General features: G+C 56.8%; 21 protein-coding genes. 12 read left to right on the forward strand and 9 right to left on the reverse strand.

Annotation, left to right across the window (positions count from 1 at the left end):
• The first annotated feature begins 50 nt into the window (after positions 1-50).
• From paaZ to ACXAET_RS16175, 9 genes are all read left to right on the forward strand, one after another.
• Entirely contained in the window at positions 51-2,081 is a 2,031-nt protein-coding gene (gene paaZ / locus ACXAET_RS16135) for a phenylacetic acid degradation bifunctional protein PaaZ (RefSeq protein WP_475187455.1), read from the forward strand.
• A gap of 49 nt (positions 2,082-2,130) precedes the next feature.
• Positions 2,131-2,946: a PaaX family transcriptional regulator C-terminal domain-containing protein gene (locus ACXAET_RS16140; RefSeq protein WP_475187457.1), complete on the forward strand. Its 816-nt coding sequence runs from the start codon at positions 2,131-2,133 to the stop codon at positions 2,944-2,946.
• 209 nt (positions 2,947-3,155) lie between these two features.
• Positions 3,156-4,358 carry a 3-oxoadipyl-CoA thiolase gene (gene pcaF / locus ACXAET_RS16145; protein ID WP_475187460.1) on the forward strand — a complete coding sequence of 401 codons (1,203 nt, stop codon included), beginning with the start codon at positions 3,156-3,158 and terminating at the stop codon, positions 4,356-4,358.
• Between the two features lie 68 nt (positions 4,359-4,426).
• Positions 4,427-5,404 (forward strand): 1,2-phenylacetyl-CoA epoxidase subunit PaaA, encoded by a 978-nt coding sequence (gene paaA, locus ACXAET_RS16150; RefSeq protein WP_475187463.1) that lies wholly within the window; start codon positions 4,427-4,429, stop codon positions 5,402-5,404.
• A gap of 23 nt (positions 5,405-5,427) precedes the next feature.
• Positions 5,428-5,712 (forward strand): 1,2-phenylacetyl-CoA epoxidase subunit PaaB, encoded by a 285-nt coding sequence (gene paaB / locus ACXAET_RS16155; protein WP_039130972.1) that lies wholly within the window; start codon positions 5,428-5,430, stop codon positions 5,710-5,712.
• Positions 5,712-6,470 (forward strand): 1,2-phenylacetyl-CoA epoxidase subunit PaaC, encoded by a 759-nt coding sequence (paaC, locus tag ACXAET_RS16160; RefSeq protein WP_475187466.1) that lies wholly within the window; start codon positions 5,712-5,714, stop codon positions 6,468-6,470. The genes paaB and paaC overlap by 1 nt, the downstream gene beginning before the upstream one ends.
• Positions 6,471-6,476: 6 nt before the next feature.
• Positions 6,477-6,938, forward strand: coding sequence for a 1,2-phenylacetyl-CoA epoxidase subunit PaaD (paaD, locus tag ACXAET_RS16165; protein ID WP_224889934.1), 462 nt, complete (start codon positions 6,477-6,479; stop codon positions 6,936-6,938).
• 13 nt (positions 6,939-6,951) lie between these two features.
• Positions 6,952-8,025, forward strand: a complete 1,074-nt coding sequence (locus ACXAET_RS16170) for a 2Fe-2S iron-sulfur cluster-binding protein (protein WP_475187469.1) — start codon at positions 6,952-6,954, stop codon at positions 8,023-8,025.
• A 13-nt stretch (positions 8,026-8,038) separates the two neighbouring features.
• Positions 8,039-8,809 carry a Phenylacetic acid catabolic protein gene (locus ACXAET_RS16175; protein ID WP_475187472.1) on the forward strand — a complete coding sequence of 257 codons (771 nt, stop codon included), beginning with the start codon at positions 8,039-8,041 and terminating at the stop codon, positions 8,807-8,809.
• 136 nt (positions 8,810-8,945) lie between these two features.
• On the opposite strand, the gene ACXAET_RS16180 is transcribed toward ACXAET_RS16175, so the two are convergent.
• The 5 genes from ACXAET_RS16180 to hmgA form a co-directional block, all read right to left on the reverse strand.
• On the reverse strand, positions 8,946-9,134 hold the full coding sequence (locus ACXAET_RS16180; protein ID WP_068332935.1) for a DUF2783 domain-containing protein: 189 nt from the start codon (positions 9,132-9,134) through the stop codon (positions 8,946-8,948).
• A gap of 4 nt (positions 9,135-9,138) precedes the next feature.
• Positions 9,139-10,764 carry an FAD-dependent oxidoreductase gene (locus ACXAET_RS16185; protein ID WP_475187475.1) on the reverse strand — a complete coding sequence of 542 codons (1,626 nt, stop codon included), beginning with the start codon at positions 10,762-10,764 and terminating at the stop codon, positions 9,139-9,141.
• 42 nt (positions 10,765-10,806) lie between these two features.
• A complete protein-coding gene (locus ACXAET_RS16190; RefSeq protein WP_475187477.1) occupies positions 10,807-11,757 on the reverse strand; it encodes an MBL fold metallo-hydrolase in 951 nt (316 codons plus the stop codon).
• A gap of 86 nt (positions 11,758-11,843) precedes the next feature.
• Entirely contained in the window at positions 11,844-13,100 is a 1,257-nt protein-coding gene (gene fahA / locus ACXAET_RS16195; RefSeq protein WP_475187478.1) for a fumarylacetoacetase, read from the reverse strand.
• A 55-nt stretch (positions 13,101-13,155) separates the two neighbouring features.
• Positions 13,156-14,511, reverse strand: coding sequence for a homogentisate 1,2-dioxygenase (hmgA, locus tag ACXAET_RS16200; protein WP_475187480.1), 1,356 nt, complete (start codon positions 14,509-14,511; stop codon positions 13,156-13,158).
• 135 nt (positions 14,512-14,646) lie between these two features.
• On the opposite strand from hmgA, the gene ACXAET_RS16205 reads away from it, so the two are divergent.
• Together ACXAET_RS16205 and maiA are read left to right on the forward strand one after the other, a co-directional pair.
• A complete protein-coding gene (locus ACXAET_RS16205) occupies positions 14,647-15,084 on the forward strand; it encodes a MarR family winged helix-turn-helix transcriptional regulator (protein WP_475187481.1) in 438 nt (145 codons plus the stop codon).
• Positions 15,085-15,702, forward strand: a complete 618-nt coding sequence (gene maiA, locus ACXAET_RS16210; RefSeq protein ID WP_475187483.1) for a maleylacetoacetate isomerase — start codon at positions 15,085-15,087, stop codon at positions 15,700-15,702.
• Here maiA and ACXAET_RS16215 read toward each other — a convergent pair.
• From ACXAET_RS16215 to ACXAET_RS16225, 3 genes are all read right to left on the reverse strand, one after another.
• Positions 15,699-16,154: a MarR family winged helix-turn-helix transcriptional regulator gene (locus ACXAET_RS16215; protein WP_475187484.1), complete on the reverse strand. Its 456-nt coding sequence runs from the start codon at positions 16,152-16,154 to the stop codon at positions 15,699-15,701. The genes maiA and ACXAET_RS16215 overlap by 4 nt on opposite strands.
• Before the next feature lie 281 nt (positions 16,155-16,435).
• Positions 16,436-18,742, reverse strand: a complete 2,307-nt coding sequence (locus tag ACXAET_RS16220) for a Tex family protein (protein ID WP_475187485.1) — start codon at positions 18,740-18,742, stop codon at positions 16,436-16,438.
• Between the two features lie 65 nt (positions 18,743-18,807).
• Entirely contained in the window at positions 18,808-19,839 is a 1,032-nt protein-coding gene (locus ACXAET_RS16225; protein ID WP_475187487.1) for an Ldh family oxidoreductase, read from the reverse strand.
• A gap of 249 nt (positions 19,840-20,088) precedes the next feature.
• On the opposite strand from ACXAET_RS16225, the gene ACXAET_RS16230 reads away from it, so the two are divergent.
• Positions 20,089-21,168 (forward strand): helix-turn-helix domain-containing protein, encoded by a 1,080-nt coding sequence (locus tag ACXAET_RS16230; RefSeq protein WP_475187488.1) that lies wholly within the window; start codon positions 20,089-20,091, stop codon positions 21,166-21,168.
• On the opposite strand, the gene ACXAET_RS16235 is transcribed toward ACXAET_RS16230, so the two are convergent.
• Positions 21,141-22,031 carry a LysR family transcriptional regulator gene (locus ACXAET_RS16235; protein ID WP_475187489.1) on the reverse strand — a complete coding sequence of 297 codons (891 nt, stop codon included), beginning with the start codon at positions 22,029-22,031 and terminating at the stop codon, positions 21,141-21,143. The genes ACXAET_RS16230 and ACXAET_RS16235 overlap by 28 nt on opposite strands.
• Between the last annotated feature and the right edge of the window lie 39 nt (positions 22,032-22,070).

Consider the following 22,070-nt stretch of genomic DNA (forward strand, 5'->3'; position numbering starts at 1 on the left):
TACCGCGCGCATCGGGCCGCGAAGATCATCTCAGGACTAAGGAGAGACTCATGACGATCCAGCAAATTTCAAGTTTCGCGGCCGGTGAGTGGATCGCGCCGGGTGAAGGGGCCCGCAATATTGCCAGTGCCGTGACAGGCGAGGTGATTGCCACTGCTGGCAATAACGGATTGGATGTGCAGGGCATGTTGGACTACGCGCGTAATGTCGGTGGACCAGCGTTGCGCAAGTTGACGTTTCACCAGCGCGCCAAGATGCTGAAGGCACTGGCGCAGCATCTGGGTCAGAACAAACAGGCCATGTACGACCTATCCTTCAATACGGGCGCGACACAGTCGGATCATCTGATCGATATCGATGGTGGGATCGGCACAGTGTTCGTGTTTGCCTCGAAAGGCCGCCGCGATATGCCTGACGGGCATGTCTATCTGGATGGTGATGTCGAGCAACTTTCGCGCAATGGTACGTTTCTGGGTCAGCACATCTGCACACCGCTGCGTGGTGTGGCAGTCCATATCAACGCGTTCAACTTTCCGGTTTGGGGCATGTTGGAAAAGCTCGCTCCGACCTTGCTGGCGGGTGTGCCGGCTATCGTCAAACCGGCGACCAATTCCTGCTATGTGACGGAACTGTGCGTGCGGCTGATGCTGGAGTCAGGCATTCTACCCGCCGGAGCGCTGCAACTCGTTTCAGGTGGACTGGGTGATATGCTGGATCGACTGACCATGCAGGACGTGGTCAGTTTTACCGGCTCGGCTGATACTGCGCTGAAACTGCGTTCTAACCCTGTCATTCTGGAAAACTCCGTACGTTTCGTGGCGGAGCAGGACAGCCTGAATTGCTCGGTTCTGGGCGTTGATGCAGAACCCGGAACACCTGAGTTTGATCTGTTCGTCAAGGAAGTCCAGCGCGAGATGACTACAAAAGCGGGTCAGAAATGTACCGCAATCCGACGGATAATCGCGCCCGAAACCCATGTGCAGGCGGTGATCGAAGCCCTTTCCGCAAGGCTTGAAAAAACAGTCATTGGTGACCCGAAACTTGAAACGACGCGCATGGGTGCTTTGGTCTCTAATAGCCAGAAACGGGACGTACTGGAAAAGGCGGCGATCATTGGCCAGGAGGCAGAGCGCGTGTTTGGCGACCCGGACGCGTTCGACGTTGACGGCGCTGATGGTGACAAGGGGGCTTTCTTGCCGCCAATGCTGTTCAATTGTGCCAACCCCGATACGGCAAAGCGCGTTCATGACACCGAAGCCTTCGGTCCCGTCAGTACGATCATGGGGTATCGGGACACGGATCACGCGATTGAGCTGGCGAACAAGGGGCAGGGCTCTCTGGTCGCTTCGGTCATTACCCGAGACGCAGACGTGGCGCGCAGTTTTGCATTGGGTGCCGGGGCATTTCACGGGCGGCTTTACTTCAACAACCGCGACTCGATGAAAGAGTCCACCGGCCACGGCTCACCCTTGCCGCATTTGGTTCATGGTGGTCCCGGTCGCGCGGGTGGTGGTGAGGAAATGGGCGGTGTGCGTGGTGTGAAACACTACATGCAGCGCACGGCCATTCAGGGTTCACCCGACCTGTTGACGGCGATTGGGTCCAAATGGGTTCCGGGCGCGACCGAGATCAAGGGTCCTGCCCATCCATTCACCCGCCGGTTCAATGATTTGGCTATTGGTGAGACCCTCCATACGGCGCCCCGGACCATAACGATTGACGACATCCAGCATTTTGCGGACTTCACCGGCGATACCTTCTATGCGCACACGGACGAGGCCGCGGCGAAACGTAACCCGTTCTTTCCGGGTCGTGTCGCGCATGGTTATCTTCTGTTGTCGTTCGCAGCCGGTTTGTTTGTTGAGCCGAACGAAGGACCGGTTTTGGCCAACACGGGCCTGGACGGTTTGCGCTTTATGAAACCTGTGGTGGCAGGGGACACCATAAAGGTTCGTCTCACGGTCAAGTCAAAGACAAAACGAAACGATCAGTATGGTGAGGTGCGCTGGCATGTCACCCTGACTCAGCAGGACGATGAACTGGTTGCAGAATACGAGCTGCTGACAATGGTGGCATACTGATGATCACGGGCCGGATGGTAATTCAATCCGGCCCGCTTATACTGGGTCCATGAAAGACGCTGCCTCAGACTGGTTCGACACGTGTGTCAGTCATTTAACGTCCGAGGGTTCCCTGCGGGTGTGGTCGGTTCTTGTCACGATCTTTGGCGATCTGGCGCAAAACAAGTCCGACCAGATAAGTGGGTCGCTGATTACGGCGTTGACTAGCCTTGTTGGAATCAAGGCCGAAGCGACAAGGGTGGCACTGCACCGATTGCGCAAAGAGGGCTGGATCGAAAGTACGCGGGTTGGACGGGCAAGCGTTCATCGGCTTACTGAATATGGCCGCAGTCAGAGCGCGACTGCGGCGCTGCGAATTTATGCGCGCGAAACAAGCAAGCCTGACATCTGGCACGTGCTTATTTCAAGCAACTCGGACTCGTCCAGGAAGGAACTGGCTGATCTGTTGCTGACCGGGGACTACGTGTCATTGAATCCAGTTACAGCAATGGCTGCTGGTCCGATGCCGGACGATCTGGAGGACTTGTTGGGTTTTGAAACCAATACGGTTTCTGTTCCCAAATGGTTACAAGACTTGTTCGGACCAGAGCAGTTGAAGAGCGCATATGATGAATTCTGGAAATCATCTTGCGCTATTGATGAGTTGTTGCCGCCGGCCGGGGTGGATGACCTGATGAAAAGGGCAATGCTGCGCGTTCTTATCGTCCATAACTGGCGCCGCATCATACTGCGGCACCCGGTTTTGCCAGCGGATTTTCTGCCGACTGACTGGAAAGGTTCTGCCTCCCGCGAGGCTGTATCCAGGCTATTGGACAGGTTACCGCGGCCAGAACTTGCAACTCTGGAAACAGAACTGATTAGCTAGGTTCTGACAGAACTTCCATTTTGCCGACTAGGAGCGACAGGTCTGACTTGTGCGGTGAAACATCGTGGCGAGCTGATCATTTTATATGTTACGAAATTAGGTGATTTACCTGATTTTTGGTAACATGATGCTTGCTTCGAATCAGTGGTGGCACTATAAACCGACCATACGGTCTATGAATGAGCGTGAACGTACGGGAGAATTCAGACATGGATGCATTCATTTGCGACGCGACGCGCACGCCGATTGGTCGGTATGGGGGTGCTTTGTCGTCGGTCCGCGCGGATGATTTGGCCGCCATTCCGCTTGCTGCTTTGAAAGAGCGGAACCCGCAAGTTGATTGGTCCAGTGTGGATGATGTTGTTTATGGGGATGCGAACCAGGCCGGTGAAAGCAACCGGAACGTGGCAAGGATGGCGGCCTTATTGGCCGGGTTGCCGGTTGACGTTCCGGGAACCACCATAAACCGCCTGTGCGCCAGCGGAATGGATGCGGTTGGAATGGTGGCCCGGGGCATCAAGGCAGGTGACTATGACCTGGCGATCGCAGGTGGCGTAGAAAGCATGTCCCGTGCGCCCTTCGTGATGCCCAAGGCGACAGCTGCGTTCACACGCAGCAACGCGGTTTACGATACCACCATTGGCTGGCGTTTTGTGAACCCCAAGATGAAACAGGATTATGGCATCGACTCGATGCCGCAAACCGCTGACAATGTGGCCGCTGATTATGGCATCAGCCGCGCGGATCAGGACAGTTTTGCCGCACGTAGCCAAGCCCGTTGGGCAGCGGCGCATGAGGCCGGGCTGTTCGCAGACGAAATCACTCCGGTCTCGGTTCCGCAGCGCAAGGGCGATCCGATCGTGATCGACACCGATGAACACCCCCGACCGGGAACTACGGCAGAAAAACTGTCGGGTCTCAAAGGCGTCAACGGACCGGATAGGACTGTTACGGCCGGCAATGCATCCGGGGTCAATGACGGTGCGGCAGCCATTTTGATGGCAAATGAAACGGCGGCGGAAAAAAATAGACTTTCCCCGATTGCTCGGGTCGTGGGAATGTCGGTTGCCGGTGTCGAACCGCGCATCATGGGAATTGGCCCTGTTCCCGCCAGCCGCAAAGTATTGGCACGGGCCGGACTGACCATTGAACAGATGGATGTGATAGAGTTGAACGAAGCATTTGCGTCTCAGGGGTTGGCGACGCTTCGGGAATTGGGTCTGCCGGACGACGCGCCGCACGTTAACCCCAATGGCGGTGCCATTGCTATTGGCCACCCTCTTGGCATGTCCGGGGCGCGACTGGTGTTGACTGCGGCCTACCAACTGCGTCGGACAGGCGGGCGGTACGCGCTGTGCACAATGTGCGTGGGTGTTGGGCAGGGCGCAGCATTGATTTTGGAACGGGTTTGATAGGCAGATCACAGAGTTGACCGTGTACGTTGGTTCAATTCTGGCTCAGCCTGAGAGGAGGAAATACGATGTACGCACAAATGGTTAAGTCCGAGGCCACGAATGATGACCCCGAAAAGCTTGCCGAATTTCAGGCAAAGATTGACGCGGACATCAAGATTGAGCCGAAAGATTGGATGCCACAAGGCTATCGCAAGACCCTGATCCGCCAGATCGGTCAGCACGCTCATTCCGAGATTGTCGGACAACTGCCCGAAGGCAACTGGATTACGCGCGCGCCGACGCTGGAACGCAAGGCGATCCTGCTGGCCAAGGTTCAGGATGAGGCCGGCCACGGGCTGTACCTCTACTGCGCAGCGGAAACACTGGGTGTCAGCCGGGACGAGTTGACCGAGATGCTGTTAGACGGTCGGATGAAATACTCGTCGATCTTCAACTATCCCACACTGAACTGGGCCGATATCGGCGCAGTCGGGTGGCTGGTCGATGGCGCCGCGATCATGAACCAGGTCCCGCTGCAGCGGACCTCTTACGGGCCGTACTCACGCGCCATGATCAGGATCTGCAAGGAAGAAAGCTTTCACCAGCGTCAGGGATACGATGCCATTCGCAAGATGGCCGAAGGCACGCCAGAGCAGAAGAAGATGGCACAAGATGCGTTGAACCGGTTCTGGTACCCGTCGCTGATGATGTTCGGACCGTCCGACAAGGACTCGGTCCATTCGACCCAATCCATGGCGTGGAAGATCAAGATGAACACCAATGATGAGCTGCGTCAGAAATTCGTCGATCAGACTGTGCCGCAGGCCGAATACCTTGGATTGACCGTACCCGACCCGGACCTGAAATGGAACGAAGACCGCGGCCATTACGATTTCTCAGAACCGGACTGGTCCGAGTTTTTTGACGTCATCAAAGGCAACGGTCCTTGCAACACGGATCGTTTAACCGCGCGGAACAAGGCCTGGGACGACGGGCAGTGGGTCCGCGATGGATTACTGGCCCACGCAAAGAAGAAACGTGCCCGCCATCTGGCTGCTGAATAAGCCTGACCTGAGGAGGAAACCCGATGAAAAACGAATGGCCCCTATGGGAAATCTTTATCCGCGGTCAGCATGGCATGAGCCACCGTCATGTCGGTTCGCTGCACGCCCCAGACGCGGAAATGGCGATCAAGAATGCGCGCGATGTGTATACGCGTCGCAACGAAGGCGTATCGATCTGGGTGGTCGAAGCCAACAACATCTCGGCCTCGTCTCCCAGTGACAAAGGCCCGCTATATGAGCCCAGCGAAAGCAAGGTGTATCGTCACCCGACATTTTTTGACATCCCCGACGAAGTGGGGGCGATGTGATGACCTGCGACGAAGCTTTCCAGCAGTTTCTGCTGAGAATGGGTGACAACACGCTCATCCTTGGTCACCGCGTGAGTGAGTGGTGCGGCCATGCGCCTGTACTTGAAGAAGATATTGCGCTGGCCAACACCGCGCTGGACCTGATCGGCCAAACCCAAATGTGGTTGGGCCTTGCCGGTGAAGTAGATGGTGGCAAAAGCGCAGATGATCTGGCGTTCCTGCGCGATGCCTGGGATTTCCGCAACGTGCTGATGGTCGAGGTTCCGAACGAAGATTTCGGCCGGACCATGATGCGTCAGTTCCTGTTTGATGCGTGGCACTCGATCATGCTGGGGCGTCTGATCAAATCGTCAGACGAACGCGTTGCAGCAATCGCGGCCAAGGCCAGCAAAGAGGTTGCGTATCACCTGGAACGCTCAAGCGATACGGTTGTCGGATTGGGCGACGGAACAGCTGAAAGCCATGATCGGATGCAAGCGGCGCTGGACTACCTGTGGCCTTACGTTGGTGAGATGTTCGCCAGCGACGAGATCGACGCCGAGATGGCAAAGGCAGGCATCGCGCCTAACCCCACCGATCTGCGCGCCGAGTTTGACGCTTTGGTCCAGCGGGTATTGGCGGATGCAACGCTGACAATCCCGGAAAGCGAATTTGCGCACAAGGGCGGGCGCAACGGGAAGATGCATACTGAACATCTGGGGCACTTGCTAACGCAGATGCAGTGGCTGCAACGCGCCTATCCCGGCGCAAGCTGGTAAGCCAAAATGAACCAGGTGCCGACAGACCAGATTTGGGAGTGGCTGGATGCCGTTCCGGACCCCGAAATTCCGGTCATTTCAGTGGTTGATTTGGGTATTGTGCGCGATGTCTGCTGGGATGGTGGCACATTGAAGGTGACGGTCACACCGACCTATTCCGGCTGTCCGGCGACATCCATCATCAGCATGGACATCGAAACGGCGCTGCGGGATCACGGGATAAAGGATCTGCGGATCGAAACCAGTATCTCACCCGCATGGACGACCGATTGGCTCAGTGAAAAAGGCCGCGCACGGCTTGAAGAATATGGCATCGCCCCTCCGCAACCGGCGGGCGGCCCGGAACGTTGCCCACATTGCGGCAGCAAGGCGGTTGAGAAGGTCAGCCAGTTTGGCTCGACCCCGTGCAAGGCGCACTGGCGGTGTACCGACTGTCTTGAACCTTTCGACTATTTCAAGTGCATCTGAGGAGGAGCACCGGATGGCACGTTTTCACGACCTGAAAGTCACCGATATCCACAAAACGATCCGTGATGCGGTGGTTTTGACGTTGGAGCCCGTGAACGGTGCGGCGGAGGAATTTGATTTCACCGCTGGTCAATACCTGACTTTCCGCCGCGATTTTGATGGCGAGGAACTGCGCCGGTCCTACTCGATCTGTGCAGGCAAAGACGATGGCGTATTGCAGGTCGGCATCAAGCGGGTCGAGGGCGGGGCGTTCTCAGGCTGGGCAAACACAGAACTGAGCGTCGGAGATATTGTACAGGCCATGCCGCCGATGGGCAGCTTTCACGCTCCGATCGATGCGAGCGCCGAAAAGAAATATCTTGGTTTTGCAGGAGGTTCGGGTGTCACACCTGTTTTGTCGATCCTCAAAACGACGCTCGCGCGGGAACCCCAATCGCAGTTTACGCTGATCTATGCCAACAAAGGCATCAACACGATCATGTTCCGGGAAGAACTGGAGGACCTCAAGAACCTCTACATGGGTCGTTTCAATGTGATCCATATTCTTGAGGCTGACGCGCAGGACATCGACCTTTTTACCGGGTTGGTCACACAGGAGAAATGCGCAGAGCTGTTTAAGCACTGGATCGACATCGACAACGTCGACACGGCCTTTATCTGTGGCCCCGAGCCGATGATGCTGGGCATTGCCGCGGCGCTGCGCGAACACGGGCTGGATGACAGTCAGATCAAATTTGAACTCTTTGCCAGCGCTCAGCCAGGCCGCGCAAAACGCAAGATAAATTCTGCAGATGCTGACAGGAAAGACAATCAGACCAGTGCATCCATTACGCTGGATGGGTCCACACAGACGCTGACAATTCCCAAGAACCTGTCCATTCTGGATGCCGCTTTGGAAAATGCGATGGATGCCCCCTATGCCTGCAAGGCGGGTGTGTGTTCGACCTGCCGCTGTAAAGTACTGGAAGGAGAGGTCGAGATGATCGCTAATCACGCGCTTGAAGACTACGAAGTTGAGAAAGGCTATGTTCTAAGCTGCCAGGCCTATCCCGTAACAGACCGCGTGGTCGTGGATTACGATCAATAAAGGGGAGGCTGACATGACCGACACAATGACCCTCGACAGCTATCTTGCCGCAGGTGGCGTGCTGACCAACCCGTCGAATGTACCGCCGCGTTATCGCGCTGAGCTGATGAAACTGATGGCAACTTTTGTAGACAGCGAACTGGCCGGGGCTGCAGGCTTTGCTGACATCATAAATCTTGGGCCGGGCATCAAGGAACGTATCGCTGCGGCCAAGATCGTGCTTGAGAAAACGGACCACGCGCACCGTGTTCTGAACATCATGGGAGAGTTCGGAGCCGACACGGACCGCTACGCAAACCATCATCCCTGGACGGCGCGCCTAGGCCGCGACGCGGATATCGGAGCGACACGTTCTGAGCATGACATGCGTTTGGCCGTATTCAACTATCCTTTCTCGGGCTGGACGGACGCTGTGATTATGAACCTTCTCATGAGCCGAGCCGTAGCTGAACAATTGGCCGAGTACTCAACGATTTCCTATCAGTCCCTGGCCGAAGCCTTCCGTTCGATTGCCCCAAGCGAAGCGCACCACGGCGATTTGGCCTTGGAAGGCGCGACGAAGCTAATCGAACGGGGCGAAGACCAGCATATGCAGGACTCGGTGGACTATTGGTGGCCCCGCGTCGCAGTGTCTTTCGGGGGCGACGATCCGAAACGGTTCGAGTTTTTGAAATCGCTTGGCCTGCGGCGGAATAAAAACAGTTCCTTGCGAGATCGCTGGAGCCAGACAATGGCTGAAACGCTGAAGAGCTTGGGAATGAAAACGCCCGAACAGAACGTATGAACAGATAGGAGTCGGGCCGGTCCGCAGGTTGAGACGACAGGCCCGATTGCGCAAGACATACAAACAGGCGTTGCTTTCCTACCCTTGGGCTTCGGGGTGTTTCTGCGCGAAAATTGACGGGTAAATCGAAAAGAGGTCAGCTTTTCTTTGCAGCCTCCAGCGCCTGTTTCAGTGTTTCCCGCTCTCCGATGTGATTGGACAGGATGAGAATGAGACGAGAGTTCAGCGCCTCGCTTTCCTCATCCGACAACCCCTCATGCGCGGCAATGAGATCTGCGTAAAAATCATCCGGTGAATACAGGTTGGGTTCAGTAATCAGGGGCATCGGCTTATTCCTTTCCGCAGGCTTTCCGGACTGCTGAACGCAGTGCATCCTCGTCGTATTCACGCCAACGCGCCGTGACATGCTGATCAGGGCGGACAAGGTAGACCGCCTGGCTTTCCGAACCAAGATATCGTTCCGTCAATGCGCCGGTAGGATCATCCGAGGTGTTCAGGGTTACGCTTCTGACTTTGATCCCGTCGATATCGACGCTGTGCGGGACATCGGTGTTGATCGCCAAAATTACAAAGTCATTTCCAAGCTGATCAAGCAGGAAGCCATCACCAACCGGCGCGTCTTTGCACGGAGACCCCATCCGGGACGCAACAGGACCTCCGGGAAGATCGTCTGTACCATTCAATGGCGAGTGATCATAGGTGCAAGGCACTGATAAACGACCCGAATTCACCAGAGGCCGCGCAAACGTATAGCGTTCTGCCAGATTGAGGACAGCATCCCGAAAATTCTTGCTCACCTTTGATTTCGGAGTGATGAAATCGGTGGATCGGGTCGAATTCAGGATGTTTTCATCCGCGCCGTAAATCCGTTCGTCATCATAGGTGTCCAGCAGACTTTCCGGGGCTATGCCTAAGATCACAAGGCCAAGCTTCCAACCAAGGTTATCGACGTCCTGAAGCCCGGAATTCGCGCCGCGCGCACCGAAGGGCGACACCTGATGCGCGGCATCACCCGCGAACAAAACGCGGCCGTGGCGGAACTTGTCCATGCGGCGGCACTGGAAGGTGTAAATGGACGACCAGACCATTTCATAGTCAACATCATCACCCAGCATCGCATCTAATCGCCTGCGGATGTTTTCCTCTTTCAGTTCCTCTTTGCGGTCGACATCCCAGCCGATCTGGAAGTCAACGCGCCACACGTCGTCGGGTTGTTTGTGCAGAAGGGTCGAGGCGCCGGATTTGAAGTATGGTTCGAACCAGAACCAGCGTTCTGTCGGGAACTCGGTACTCTTCATCTTGATGTCGGCAATCAGAAAACTGTCCTGAAACACACGACCTTCAAAGCCCAGACCAAGCATGTCACGCGTTGGAGAACCAGCGCCATCGCAGGCAATCATCCAGTCAGCTTCAACCTGGTATTGCCCGTCCGGGGTTTCGACGGACAATACGACATGGTCGTCTTTCACATCTATGGCATCGACCCGGTTCTTGCCACGGATCTCAATTGGCGCGCCTTGTTCCTGTTCAGTGCAGATGGCGTCGAAAATGAACTTTTCAAAGTATGGCTGCTGAAGGTTTATGAATGCAGGGTTGCGATGGCCGGACTCTGGCAACAGGTTGAATTCGTAAACCTGCCGGTCATTCTGAAATACTTTTCCGACGTTCCAGACCACCCCTTTGTCCAGCATAGGTGCGCCGCAACCATAGCGGTCTGCGATTTCCAGCGTCCGCTTGGCAAAGCAGATGGCACGGCTGCCCATCCCTATTCCTTCGTGGTCGTCCAGAACCAATGCCGGGATGCCCTGCCGACCCAGATCAAGCGCTGTGGCCAGACCGATAGGGCCACCGCCAACGATGACGACCGGGTGTCGCACCGCATCAGGCTTGTCCTGGTCCTTGGACTTTTCATAAGGGTAAAGCTTGAAGGCGAGGGAATATCGGTCTTGAAACATCGTCGTACCTACCTTGCAGAATATGGCTGAGATGATCTGAGATCACCCTTGCAGTTGTTCCCACATTTCGAGATCCCGTTTGTCGGTCCAGATGCGTGGGTGCCAGATGCCGCGGGCTTCGTCATATGCGCGCGAGACGTTAAATGGCAGGCAGTGTTCGTAGATGGCGTAGTCTTTGAACTTGGGGTCGCAGGCATCGCGGACGGCGTCCCAGGCGTCTTTCAGGCTACCGCCTTTCATGGCCACCTTCTTTGCGGGCTCATAGGTTGAGTTGACGAAGTCGCGGGTGCTTTCGATCGCGCGCTCGACCGCCTCTTTGCCGATCAGCGCACCGCCGCGACCCGGGGCAATGGCGTCGACATCATAGGCTTTGATATTGTCCAGCGTCTGACCCCAATCCGAAAAGTAACCGTCGCCGCAATAGCAGGCCGAATGGTCCTCGACGATGTCGCCGGTAAACATAACATTCTGGTCGGGCACATGGATCACTGCATCGCCTGCCGTATGGGCGCGGCCAATCTGTTTGATGTCGACGCGGCGGTTGCCGAGATAGACGGTCATGCTGTCGCTGAAGGTGGTGGTCGGGTAGGTCAGACCCGGAATGCTTTCATGGCCCTCAAATAGGCGCGGGAAGCGTTGAAACTCGCTGTCCCAGTCTTCCTGCCCGCGCTCTACCACCATCGAACGGGCAACATCGGACATGATCACTTGCGGTGCGTTGTAGGCCGAGGCCCCCAGAACGCGCACTGCGTGGTAGTGGGTCAGCACCAGGTGGCTGATCGGCTTGTCTGTGACCTCGCGCACCTTGTCGATCACTTTATTTGCCAGACGTGGGGTGGCCTGAGCTTCGACAATCATGACGCTGTCATCGCCGATGATGACACCCGAATTCGGGTCGCCTTCGGCGGTGAAGGCCCACAGGCCATCGCCGATCTCATCAAAGGTGATTTTCTTTTCGGTCAGGTCGCCTTGCGACGCAAATGCCTTGGCCATGTGGTTTTATCCTTCTGACGTTGCGCCGGTGGTTGGATCGCGAAGCCTCCGGCGTGGGTATTCTTGAAACGCGTATGATCAGACCGTCATCTGCCGTATGGATCGTCGAGCGCCGGCAGAACCTGCCCTGTGCAGTCACCGAACCCGATTGTGTAGCCATCGCCTTTGGCTGCGCCTGACAGGGTCAGGGTATCGCCGTCTTCGATGAAGCTGCGGGTTTCACCAGTATCGAGTGTAATTGGCTCCTTACCTCCCCAGCTGAGTTCCAGAAGGGAGCCGCGGTTCTGCTTTTCTGGGCCGGAAATCGTGCCGGAGCCCAGCAGATCGCCGGTGTTCATCGGGCAGCCGGATGTGCTGTGATGGGCCAATTGCTGTGCCGCCGAATAATACATCTCATTATAATTGGTCCGGGCAATGGTTGTGGCCGCCTTGTCCTTGGGGGCCAGCGTGATCGACAGGTCGATGTCATACAGCATCGGACCGCAATCCTTCAGGTGGTCCAGCAATTCGAACTCCCGCGCAGGGGTGTCGCAGCGGAATGGCTCAAGCGCAGCTTTGGTCACGATCCAGGGGCTGATTGAAGTCGCGGTGGCCTTGGCCTGAAACGGCCCCAGTGGTTGATATTCCCAGGCCTGAATGTCACGGGCGGACCAGTCGTTCAGCAGCACGTAGCCAAAGATGTTATTATCCGCCTCTTGCACCGAAATCGGACCATCAGACGGGGTGCCCACGATTGCGCCCATCTCAAGTTCAATGTCGAACCGTTTCGACGGAGCAAATCGGGGCAAGGTGTCGTTCGGTCCCTTCAACTGACCCCAAGGCCGGCGAATATCCGTATCCGAGACTACCACCGATGAGGCACGCCCGTTGTAACCGATCGGGATATGCAGCCAGTTTGGTGGCAGCGCGTTTTCTGGACCGCGAAACATTGTGCCGACATTCTGGGCGTGATGACGACCCGCATAGAAATCGGTGTATTCGCTGACTGCAAAAGGCATATGCATATCGGCATCGTCTTGTGCGACAAGCAAGGGCTCAACTTTAGTTTGGTCTTCCGAGCCGTCGGCCAAGAGACTTGTCAGCCGGTCTCGCAAGGCGGTCCAGACAGCCGGGCCTTCTTCCATTAACGGGTTCCAGAAGGGCAGATCGAACAGGGGTTCGTCGCTCAGCGCAATCAGACCTTCGGCCTCGGCGGCGCAGACGTCCAGGATCATGTCGCCAATGGCCACACCGCAACGCGGCTCAGCACGTTCGGTCGAAAACACCCCATAGGGCAGGTTGTTAAGAGGAAAGGGATGGGCTTCATCATTGGCTGAGGTCACCCAGGATTTCATCAAAGGCATTATATTTCCTGACTTTTAGCACGAGAGCGGGACTCGTTGATGCCGTCGTGTTGCATCACTTCTTTCCGGGCGTGCCGTCGAATTTCTTTTCAATATCCGTCCAGCAATCGATGTAATCGTCCTGAAGCGGCGCCTCTTTCGCGGCAAACCCGGTGAGGTGCTGCGGGAAGCGGGTTTCGAACATGAACGACATGGTGTTGTCGAGCTTGTCCGGCCCTAGATTGGCATTTGATGCCTTCTCAAAGGCTTCTTTATCCGGCCCATGTGGAAGCATCATGTTGTGAAGGCTCATACCGCCCGGAACGAAGCCCTGAGGTTTCGCGTCATACTGGCCGTATATATTGCCCATCAACTCGGACATAATGTTCTTGTGGTACCATGGCGGGCGGAACGTGTCTTCCATCACCATCCAGCGCTCACGAAACAGGACAAAGTCAATATTGGCTGTGCCGGGATGGCCCGAAGGCGCGGTGAGGACGGTAAAGATCGACGGGTCCGGATGGTCAAAAAGGATCGCTCCGACCGGGCAATAGGCACGCAGATCGTATTTGTACGGCGCGTAGTTGCCGTGCCAGGCCACGACGTCCAGCGGGCTTTGATTGATCTTGGTGACGTGGAACTGGCCGCACCACTTCATTGTCACGGTCGAGGGGACTTCGCGGTCTTCATACGCAGCCACCGGAGCCTTGAAATCGCGCGGGTTGGCCATGCAGTTGGCCCCGATCGGACCGCGACCGGGAAGTTCGAATTTCTGGCCGTAGTTCTCGCAGACAAAACCACGACAGGGACCTTCCAGCACCTCGACCCGGTACACAAGGCCGCGAGGGATGATCGCTATCTCTTTCGGTTCTACGTCAATAATCCCCAGCTCGGTCGCAAAGCGCAGGCGGCCTTCCTGCGGAACCACCAGCAGCTCTGAATCGGCCGAGAAGAAATAGTCGTCCACCATAGACGTGTTGACCAGATACACATGGCTGGCCATGCCCACCTGCGTGTTCACATCGCCTGCCGTGGTCATTGTGCGCATGCCTGTCACCCAGGTCAGCGGCTTATCTGTGTGTTCTACCGGGTCCCACCGGTACTGACCCAAAGAAATGACGTCCGGGTCAATACAGGGAGCCGATTTCCAATAGGGCAGGTCGATCTTTTCGTAACGGTGCGAATGCTTGACCGATGGGCGAATGCGATAGCACCAGGTGCGCTCGGGCGGATTGGCGGTGAAGGCCGTACCGCTGAGTTGTTCGCCATAAAGGCCATAGTTACATCTTTGCGGGCTGTTCATTCCGATTGGCAATGCGCCGGGCAGGGCCTCGGTCTCAAAATCATTTGCCCAACCGGGCATGTAGCCCTTGGAGATAGCGTTCCCATCATCGGCGACAGTCAATCCGCTGTGTTTCACGAGTTCATTCATCTGGATCTCCCACTCACTCGATTCGGTAGATTTTGAGCTTGCGGTAAATATTTGTTGCATTTGCAACGTTGTCAATATTTTTGTTGCAGATGCAACGAAAATCTGACTTCAATAACATCGAAAGGACCTCGATGCATGAGCCCAAAAGACTTGCCAGAATTCGATTTGGAACGGTTTTTGCCGTACCGGTTTACTGTTTTGGCCGCGCGTTTAAGCGCGGAAATGGCGCAGCACTATAAGCACGAATTTGGCATTTCGAACCCCGAATGGCGCGTTCTTGTGAATGTAGGATATGCGGAAAACCCGTCGGTTCGGGACATCGAGAAAAGGGTCAGTCTGGAAAAGTCCAAGGTCAGTCGGGCGGCGGCACGCCTTGAAGCCCGCGGCCTGATTACAAAGGTTGAAGACCCCAATGACCGGCGGTTGGTCAAGCTCAATCTGACAGAAAAAGGCGCTGACCTTCTAAGCCAACTGGTCCCAATCGCGCTGTCGTTTCAATCCAGCCTCGAAGACAAACTTGGTGCATCCGAGGCGACCCTGCATGACGCGCTAGATTTGCTGTTGGAAGATTGAATGATCAAACTTTATGACTATTGGCGCTCATCGGCCAGCTATCGCGTTCGGATCGCCCTTGGCCTCGCCGGGGAGAATTGGGAAACCGTCATCGTAGATCTGCTAAATGCCGGGCAGCGTTCCGAGGCGCATCTGGCAAGAAATCCTCAGGGCCTTGTGCCAGTGCTGGAAATAGATGGACACAGCTTCACCCAGTCTTTGGCACAGATCGAATACATTGATGAGACCAGAGGCCTTGGCCTTTTGCCGTCTAACCCCGCGAGCCGTGCTGAGGTGCGCGCTTTGTCTTACGCGGTGGCGATGGAGATTCATCCGGTTTGTAATCTACGGGTTGCGAAATGGGCTGTCGAACAATCAGAAAAACAGATCACGATGGAAGGCTGGATGCAGCATTTTATCGGTGAAGGGTTGATGGCTTACGAAGCCATGCTTCAGGGCGGCAGATTTTCTTACGGTGACCGTGTAACGCTGGCCGATGTTTGCCTGATGCCGCAGCTTTACAACGCGCAACGGTGGGGTGTTGATCTGGCTGGACTTCCAAAGACTGTTCGCGTCATGGACAGTTTGGAGCAGATACCAGCCTTTCAGAACGCCCATCCCGACAGTAGCCCGCGCTAACTGTCCTTTTTCACCTCATCCTGCCCATAATCAACTACAGCCCGTTGAAGCGCGCGAAGCCCGTCTTTGAGTTTGCTGATGTCGTCATCGCTCATGTGTTCCAGGATCGCGTCAGCACAGCTCTGAACAGCCGGAAAGACTTCGTTGAACAGGGATTTTCCCTCCTCGGTACAGGTGTACTGGCGCAAGCGCCGGTCAGTATCCGCGACAGCACGGCCAATCAGGCCTTTGTTCTCAAGTCGAGTCGCAGCGCGGCTGACCTGAACCTTGTCCAACGTGGTGCGCTGCGCCAGTTGCAGTGAGCTCAACTGACCGGCACTGGCCAGCAAGAACAATAACCGCCATTCTTCACGCGATAAACCGAAAGTACGGCCATAGACCTGAACAAGCTGACGTGAAAATGCTTCGGCAGTCGATGCAAGCTGATAAGGGAAATATGTTTCAAGCTTCATCGGAGCGCCTCTCTTGTTGAGAATATAACTCGTTGCATATGAAACGAAATGATCTGAATCAAACCAGAATTGAATAGTCATTGAAAATGCGATGAAACCCGCAAAAACAGGGCATTTCCAAAGGATAAGTTTCTAGTCCAGAAGTTAAATTTGTTCGTGCGTCGGAAGGTCGGAGTTATCGCGTCAATGCATGCCTTGGAAAGATGCTTTCAAATTGTCACCATCGACGGTTGGCCACGCGAATGCTGAGAAAGCGCCCGTGCACAAATTTGCACACCTGATCATTGGTTTTTCAGCGCTGACTTCAACGCATCGGCAATTGCATTGTTTTGCGCCGTGTTTTTAGATTTTGCCTGCCGTGGCCCGTTGGGTTTTGACTGCGAGGAGTTCCGTTTATCGCCCCGGCTTGTCCGGTCTTCGTGCGCGGACCTCCCTCCGTCCTTGCGCATTGTCAGGCCAATCCGTTTGCGGGCCACATCCACCTCGACAACGGTCACCTTCGCCACTTGGCCGGTTTTAACCACCTCGTGCGGGTCCTTGACGAACCGGTCCGCCAATTGGCTGACATGAACCAGCCCGTCCTGATGTACCCCGATATCGACAAACGCGCCGAAGGCCGCGACATTTGTCACAGTTCCCTCAAGCACCATTCCGGGTTTGAGATCGGTAATGTTCTCGACGCCATCGGTGAAAGACGCGGTGACAAAACCGGGGCGGGGATCACGGCCCGGTTTTTCCAATTCTGCAAAAATGTCCTGCACGGTTGGCAGGCCAAAGGTGTCGTTAACAAACTGTTCCGCGCGCAAGCCTTTCAACGCTCCCTCGTGCCCCATGATTTGACGGATGTCCCGACCGCAAGCCGAAACAACCCGACGCGCGACGTCGTAGGCCTCGGGGTGAACCGAAGATGCGTCCAGCGGCTCCTGCCCATCACGAATACGCAAGAAACCTGCGCATTGCTGAAAGGCGCGCGGGCCAAGGCGTGCCACCTTCAGCAGTTCTTTGCGCGATTGAAAAGCACCGTTCGTATCGCGGTGCATCACGATGGCCTCGGCCAGCCCCGGCCCAAGGCCCGAGACATGCGAGAGCAGGGGGGCAGACGCCGTATTCAGATCGACACCCACCGCGTTCACCACGTCTTCGATCACAGAGGCAAGAGATTGCGAAAGCCTGTGCTGATCCACGTCATGTTGATACTGGCCGACCCCGATGGATTTAGGTTCGATCTTAACGAGCTCGGCCAGTGGATCCTGTAACCGTCGTGCGATCGAAACCGCCCCGCGCAATGAAACATCGAGATCGGGAAACTCACGCGCTGCCAGTTCTGAGGCTGAATACACCGATGCACCGGCCTCGGACACGACAACCTTGGTCGGCGCGGTCACGGTCTTGGGCAACAGTTTTAGGGTGTCAGCCACCATCTTTTCGGTTTCGCGGCTGGCCGTGCCGTTGCCGATTGCGATCAACTCGATTTTATGAGCGGCAATCAGGTTCAGAATGGTCGCCTGTGCGCCGCGCAGGTCATTCTTGGGCTGGAAGGGATAAAGCGTATCCGTCGCGATAACCTTGCCCGTGGCGTCGACAACCGCGGCTTTGACACCCGTTCGAATGCCGGGGTCCAAACCCAATGTCGCCCGGGCCCCTGCCGGCGCGGCAAACAATAAGTCCTTCAAGTTGCGCGAGAAAACTTGGATGGCTTCTTCCTGCGCACGGCTGCGCAGATCGGCCATAAGTTCAACCATCATGGACAGAGACAGCTTTACCCGCCAGGTCCACCCTGCCACTTTGCGCAGCCAAACATCGCCAGGCCCGTCACCACGCGTTTGCAGATGGGCGGCAACAATGGCCTCGGCGCGTGCCGCTCCAGTCTCAGGCTCTGGCGCGATATCAAGCGTGACTATCCCCTCTTTCGATGCTCGCAGCATCGCCAGCGCACGGTGCGAGGGGGTCTTGGCCCAAAGCTCTGAGTGGTTAAAATAATCGCTGAACTTCGCGCCTTCCTGTTCCTTGCCGTCGATCACCTTGGATGTCAGCAAAGCTTCGCGCTGCATGAAGCTGCGCAGCTCTCCTAAAAGTGCGGCGTTCTCGGTCAGACGTTCCGTGATGATGTCCCGTGCACCGTTCAGCGCGTCCTTGGTGGTTGGCACAGCCTCGGTAACATATCGCTGCGCCACCGCTTCGGGCTCGGCTGAGCGATCGGCCAGAATGGCATCGGCCAGCGGCTCCAACCCGTTTTCCCGCGCGATCATCGCCTTGGTCCGCCGCTTGGGTTTGTAGGGCAGGTAGATATCTTCCAACTGCGCCTTGGTTTCAGCCTGCGCGATGGACCGGGCCAATTCGTCGGTCAACTTGCCCTGATCCTTGATTGAGCCAAGGATGGTTTCGCGCCGCGCGTTCAATTCCCGCAGATAGGTCAGGCGGTCAGACAGTGTGCGCAGTTGCGTGTCGTCCAGACCACCTGTCACCTCTTTGCGGTAGCGGGCGACAAAAGGCACGGTTGCCCCATCGTCCAGCAGTTTCACCGCGGCACCGACCTGTTCCGGGCGGGCGTTGATCTCGGTGGCGATGGTGCGGGCGATACGGTCCAAGGGGGCCTCCTGCAAATGACTGGACGGACTTCTTAGCCAGCCGCATCACCAAGGGGAAGAGGGTTTTACAATGCCCGGACGTCTTCGGCCAATGCTTGCAGATCATCATACAGGGTTTTGCCGATTTCGACATATCCGCGTTCTGTATTCCGCGCCCGCGCCGCGAACCGTCTTTGTGAGGGCAAGCGGGCCCCCTGATCGGTAATGTCGGCAAACAAACGTTCGGCCCGGGCATCGTTGTCGGACACCCGGCCACCGCTGAACAGCGCAGGGTCGAACGCAAGGATGATTTCGCCGTGATAGGGTGCGCCACCTGCTCCTTGGGCGAACTCCATGCTTTCAAGGCTGGTCAGGTCGTCGATCAACGGGCCGGCCAGCAACTCGATCATAATCGACAAGGCCGAACCCTTGTAGCTGCCAAACGTCAACATCGCGCCATCCATTGCCGCTTGTGGGTCGGTGGTCGGATTTCCGTTTTTGTCAATCGCGACACCCTCGGGCAATGGTTTCCCAGCACGGCGATAGAGTTCGATTTCACCGCGAGCAAAAGCGCTGGTGGCAAAATCAAAGGTGAACGGGTTTTTGCCACTACGCGGCCAGCTAAAGGCCAGCGGGTTGGTGCCAAGGCTGCCGCGCGTGCCACCCGCAGGGGCAACCCAAGAATGGCTGGGAACCATCGCCACCGCTGCAAGTCCGGCCGAGGACAGACGCTCCACCTCTGGCCAAAGGGCCGAGAAGTGAAAGCAGCGGTTGATTGCCATGGCGGCAATACCGTGGGCGCGGGTCTTTTCAATCAAGAGCGGTAGCGCCTTTTCAAACGCCAACAAAGACATCCCCGCACTTGCATCCACTCGAACAATGGCATTGTTCGATGGCACCAGAACCGGGGCAGCGTGTCCGTCGACCTTGCCTGACTTCATGGTGTCATGACACATGAACAGGCGGAACAGACCGTGAGACTGACAATCGTCGGTCTGGCAGGTGGTCAACGTATCGGCGATAGCTGCGGCATGCTCGGGCCCGAACCCGGACTTGGTCAGGATAGACAGGCTGAGCGCCCGAACCTCATCCAATGTCATTTTGACAGTCTCGCTCATGCTCTACACCTCCTCTGCCGTGCGCGCGACAAGGGATAACGCGGCGAGACGGGAAAAGGGAACAAGATTTCCATAAGATACGTGATCATTCCTGAGACTTCGCCTGATATTGAGTAACCGGACAGACGATGTGCGGGTCATCCGAACGACACACGGCATGTTGTCAGCGGGAATTGTTGACACAATCCCTTTCCTAATGGTCGACAAAAACGCCTTGTGAACCAGTCTAAATCCCCGAAATATAGGGCCATGACTATCAAGCCCGTCACACCTGATCCGGACGAAGAGGCCGACAACATCGGCCCGCGCAGTATTTATGATGTGGATCCGCCAGAGGATGACGATCTGTGGTTTCTTCCACCCGAGGATGAAGAGCGGATCGAGGATTTTCAACCTCCCGGTCCGATGGCTGATCGGCGTTTGCTATTCGATCCCCGAGACTGGCGCGCGGCGCAGGCAGAACTGTCTTTCGAGTTGGCGGATCTGGCGGCGATCTTTGGCGCTTTGGATGAACGGCTAAGGGCCGGGCCAGATGGATGGACCCATCGACTGGCCCTTATGGACGTATCCGATCTGGGCTGGTGGACGGGCGACCGGATCAGCGTGGATCGTCTTGCCCTGTGGACTGGTTTGCGGATCGGAGCAACCGGAGACGACGTTCAGGCCTTGTTCAGGGCGGGATGGGCGGTGCGTCGGCTGACATCCGGTCCTGTCCCTTCGGACGGGGGATGGGACTCGGGGCTTACTGCTTTTCTGGATCGCCTCGCGCAAGGCATTGAGGATATCCCCGAAGCCGTGGCCGATCTGGCCGAGGTGATGCGAAATGCCGAAGGATTACACCCGGTCACGCAGGCGGCGATCGGGTTTCACGCTTGGCGTGCCCTGTCCCCGGGGATTGGACAGGATACTGAGGCCGCGATTATTGCGGCGCGTCACGCGGCCTCCATGGGGCGGGGCGGGGCAAAATTCATGCCCTTGGCGCTGTCTGGGCCAGGCGCTTTGCGCGGAGTGGGCGAGGTTAACGAAAAGCTTGCTGCGTGGATCCGTGGGGCAGGGCAGGCAGCTTTGGCGGCGTTGATGCACCTGGATCGTGTCAGCGCATGGGAACAGCGCGCCCGCGCGGCAACGGGTGGGCTAAGCGGCAGGACACCGCCCTTGTTGATCGACGTCCTCACAGCATGGCCGATGGTGTCCGCGCCGTTGGCAGAAGAGTTGACAAAGGCGTCGCGCGCGGCAGTGCAACGCAACATTGACCGTTTCACCCGACGCGGCCTGATCCGTGAGGTGACGGGGCAGGGACGTTACCGGGTTTGGACCGCCGCGCTGTGATCCAGCAACCAGTCGCGAAAGGCGCGCGCGGGTGGTCGCAAGGCTGTGCGGGATGGGTAGGCCAAGTGATACGCCTCTTGCCCTGCAACGTGAATGTCGGGCAGGCAGGGAACAAGGCCGGACAGGTGCATGATCCGATCCGATGCGGGCGCGCGGGCCAGGGCAATGCCTCCTCCGCTAGCTGATAGCTCGGCGGCCATGATCGAGTTGTCGGCGAAAAAATACCGCGCCTGACCGGATGGCAGACGCAGAGTTTCGAACAGATGCGGCCAACTTGCGCGATGCGTCGAAACCTCGATCAAAGGGAATTGGAACAGGTCCTGGGGCTGGCGTATCTGCGCGGCGACATCAGGCTTAGCAACCGGATACAAGTGTTCGTGCATCAATGGATCGCTTTCTGCACCAAATAGGCTCGGGTTCCCGAACACAATCTGCAAATCGGTGAATTGGTTGGCGAAATCCGATACCAGGTTGCCAGTGGTCAGAGATAAACCGATCTGCGGATGCGCTGCGCGGAAATCGGGCAGGCCTTTGGCAAGAACCCCATGGGCATAAAGTAGAACGGACTGCACGAAAAGCCGCTGCTCGCGGGTTTCCCCGAAAAGGCCGGTGGTGGCGGTTTCCAGCATGAGTAGGGATTGTTGAACGGACGGCAGATAGGCCCTGCCAGCCTCGGTGAGGGTTACCGCATGTGCGTGACGGTGAAACAGCGGCGTTCCCAGCCGAGACTCCAGCGCTTTGACCTGCTGGCTGACAGCCGCCGCTGACATGTTCAACTGCGTGGCGGCACGGGCAAAGCTTTCGGTCCGCGCGGCAGCCTCGAATACGCGGAGCCAGTTGAGGGAAGGGATACGTGATGACATGCAGACAGGCTAAGCTGAACTTAGTCTTACCGGCAAGAG

The organism is Ruegeria sp. AWH4_226, assembly GCF_056159225.1.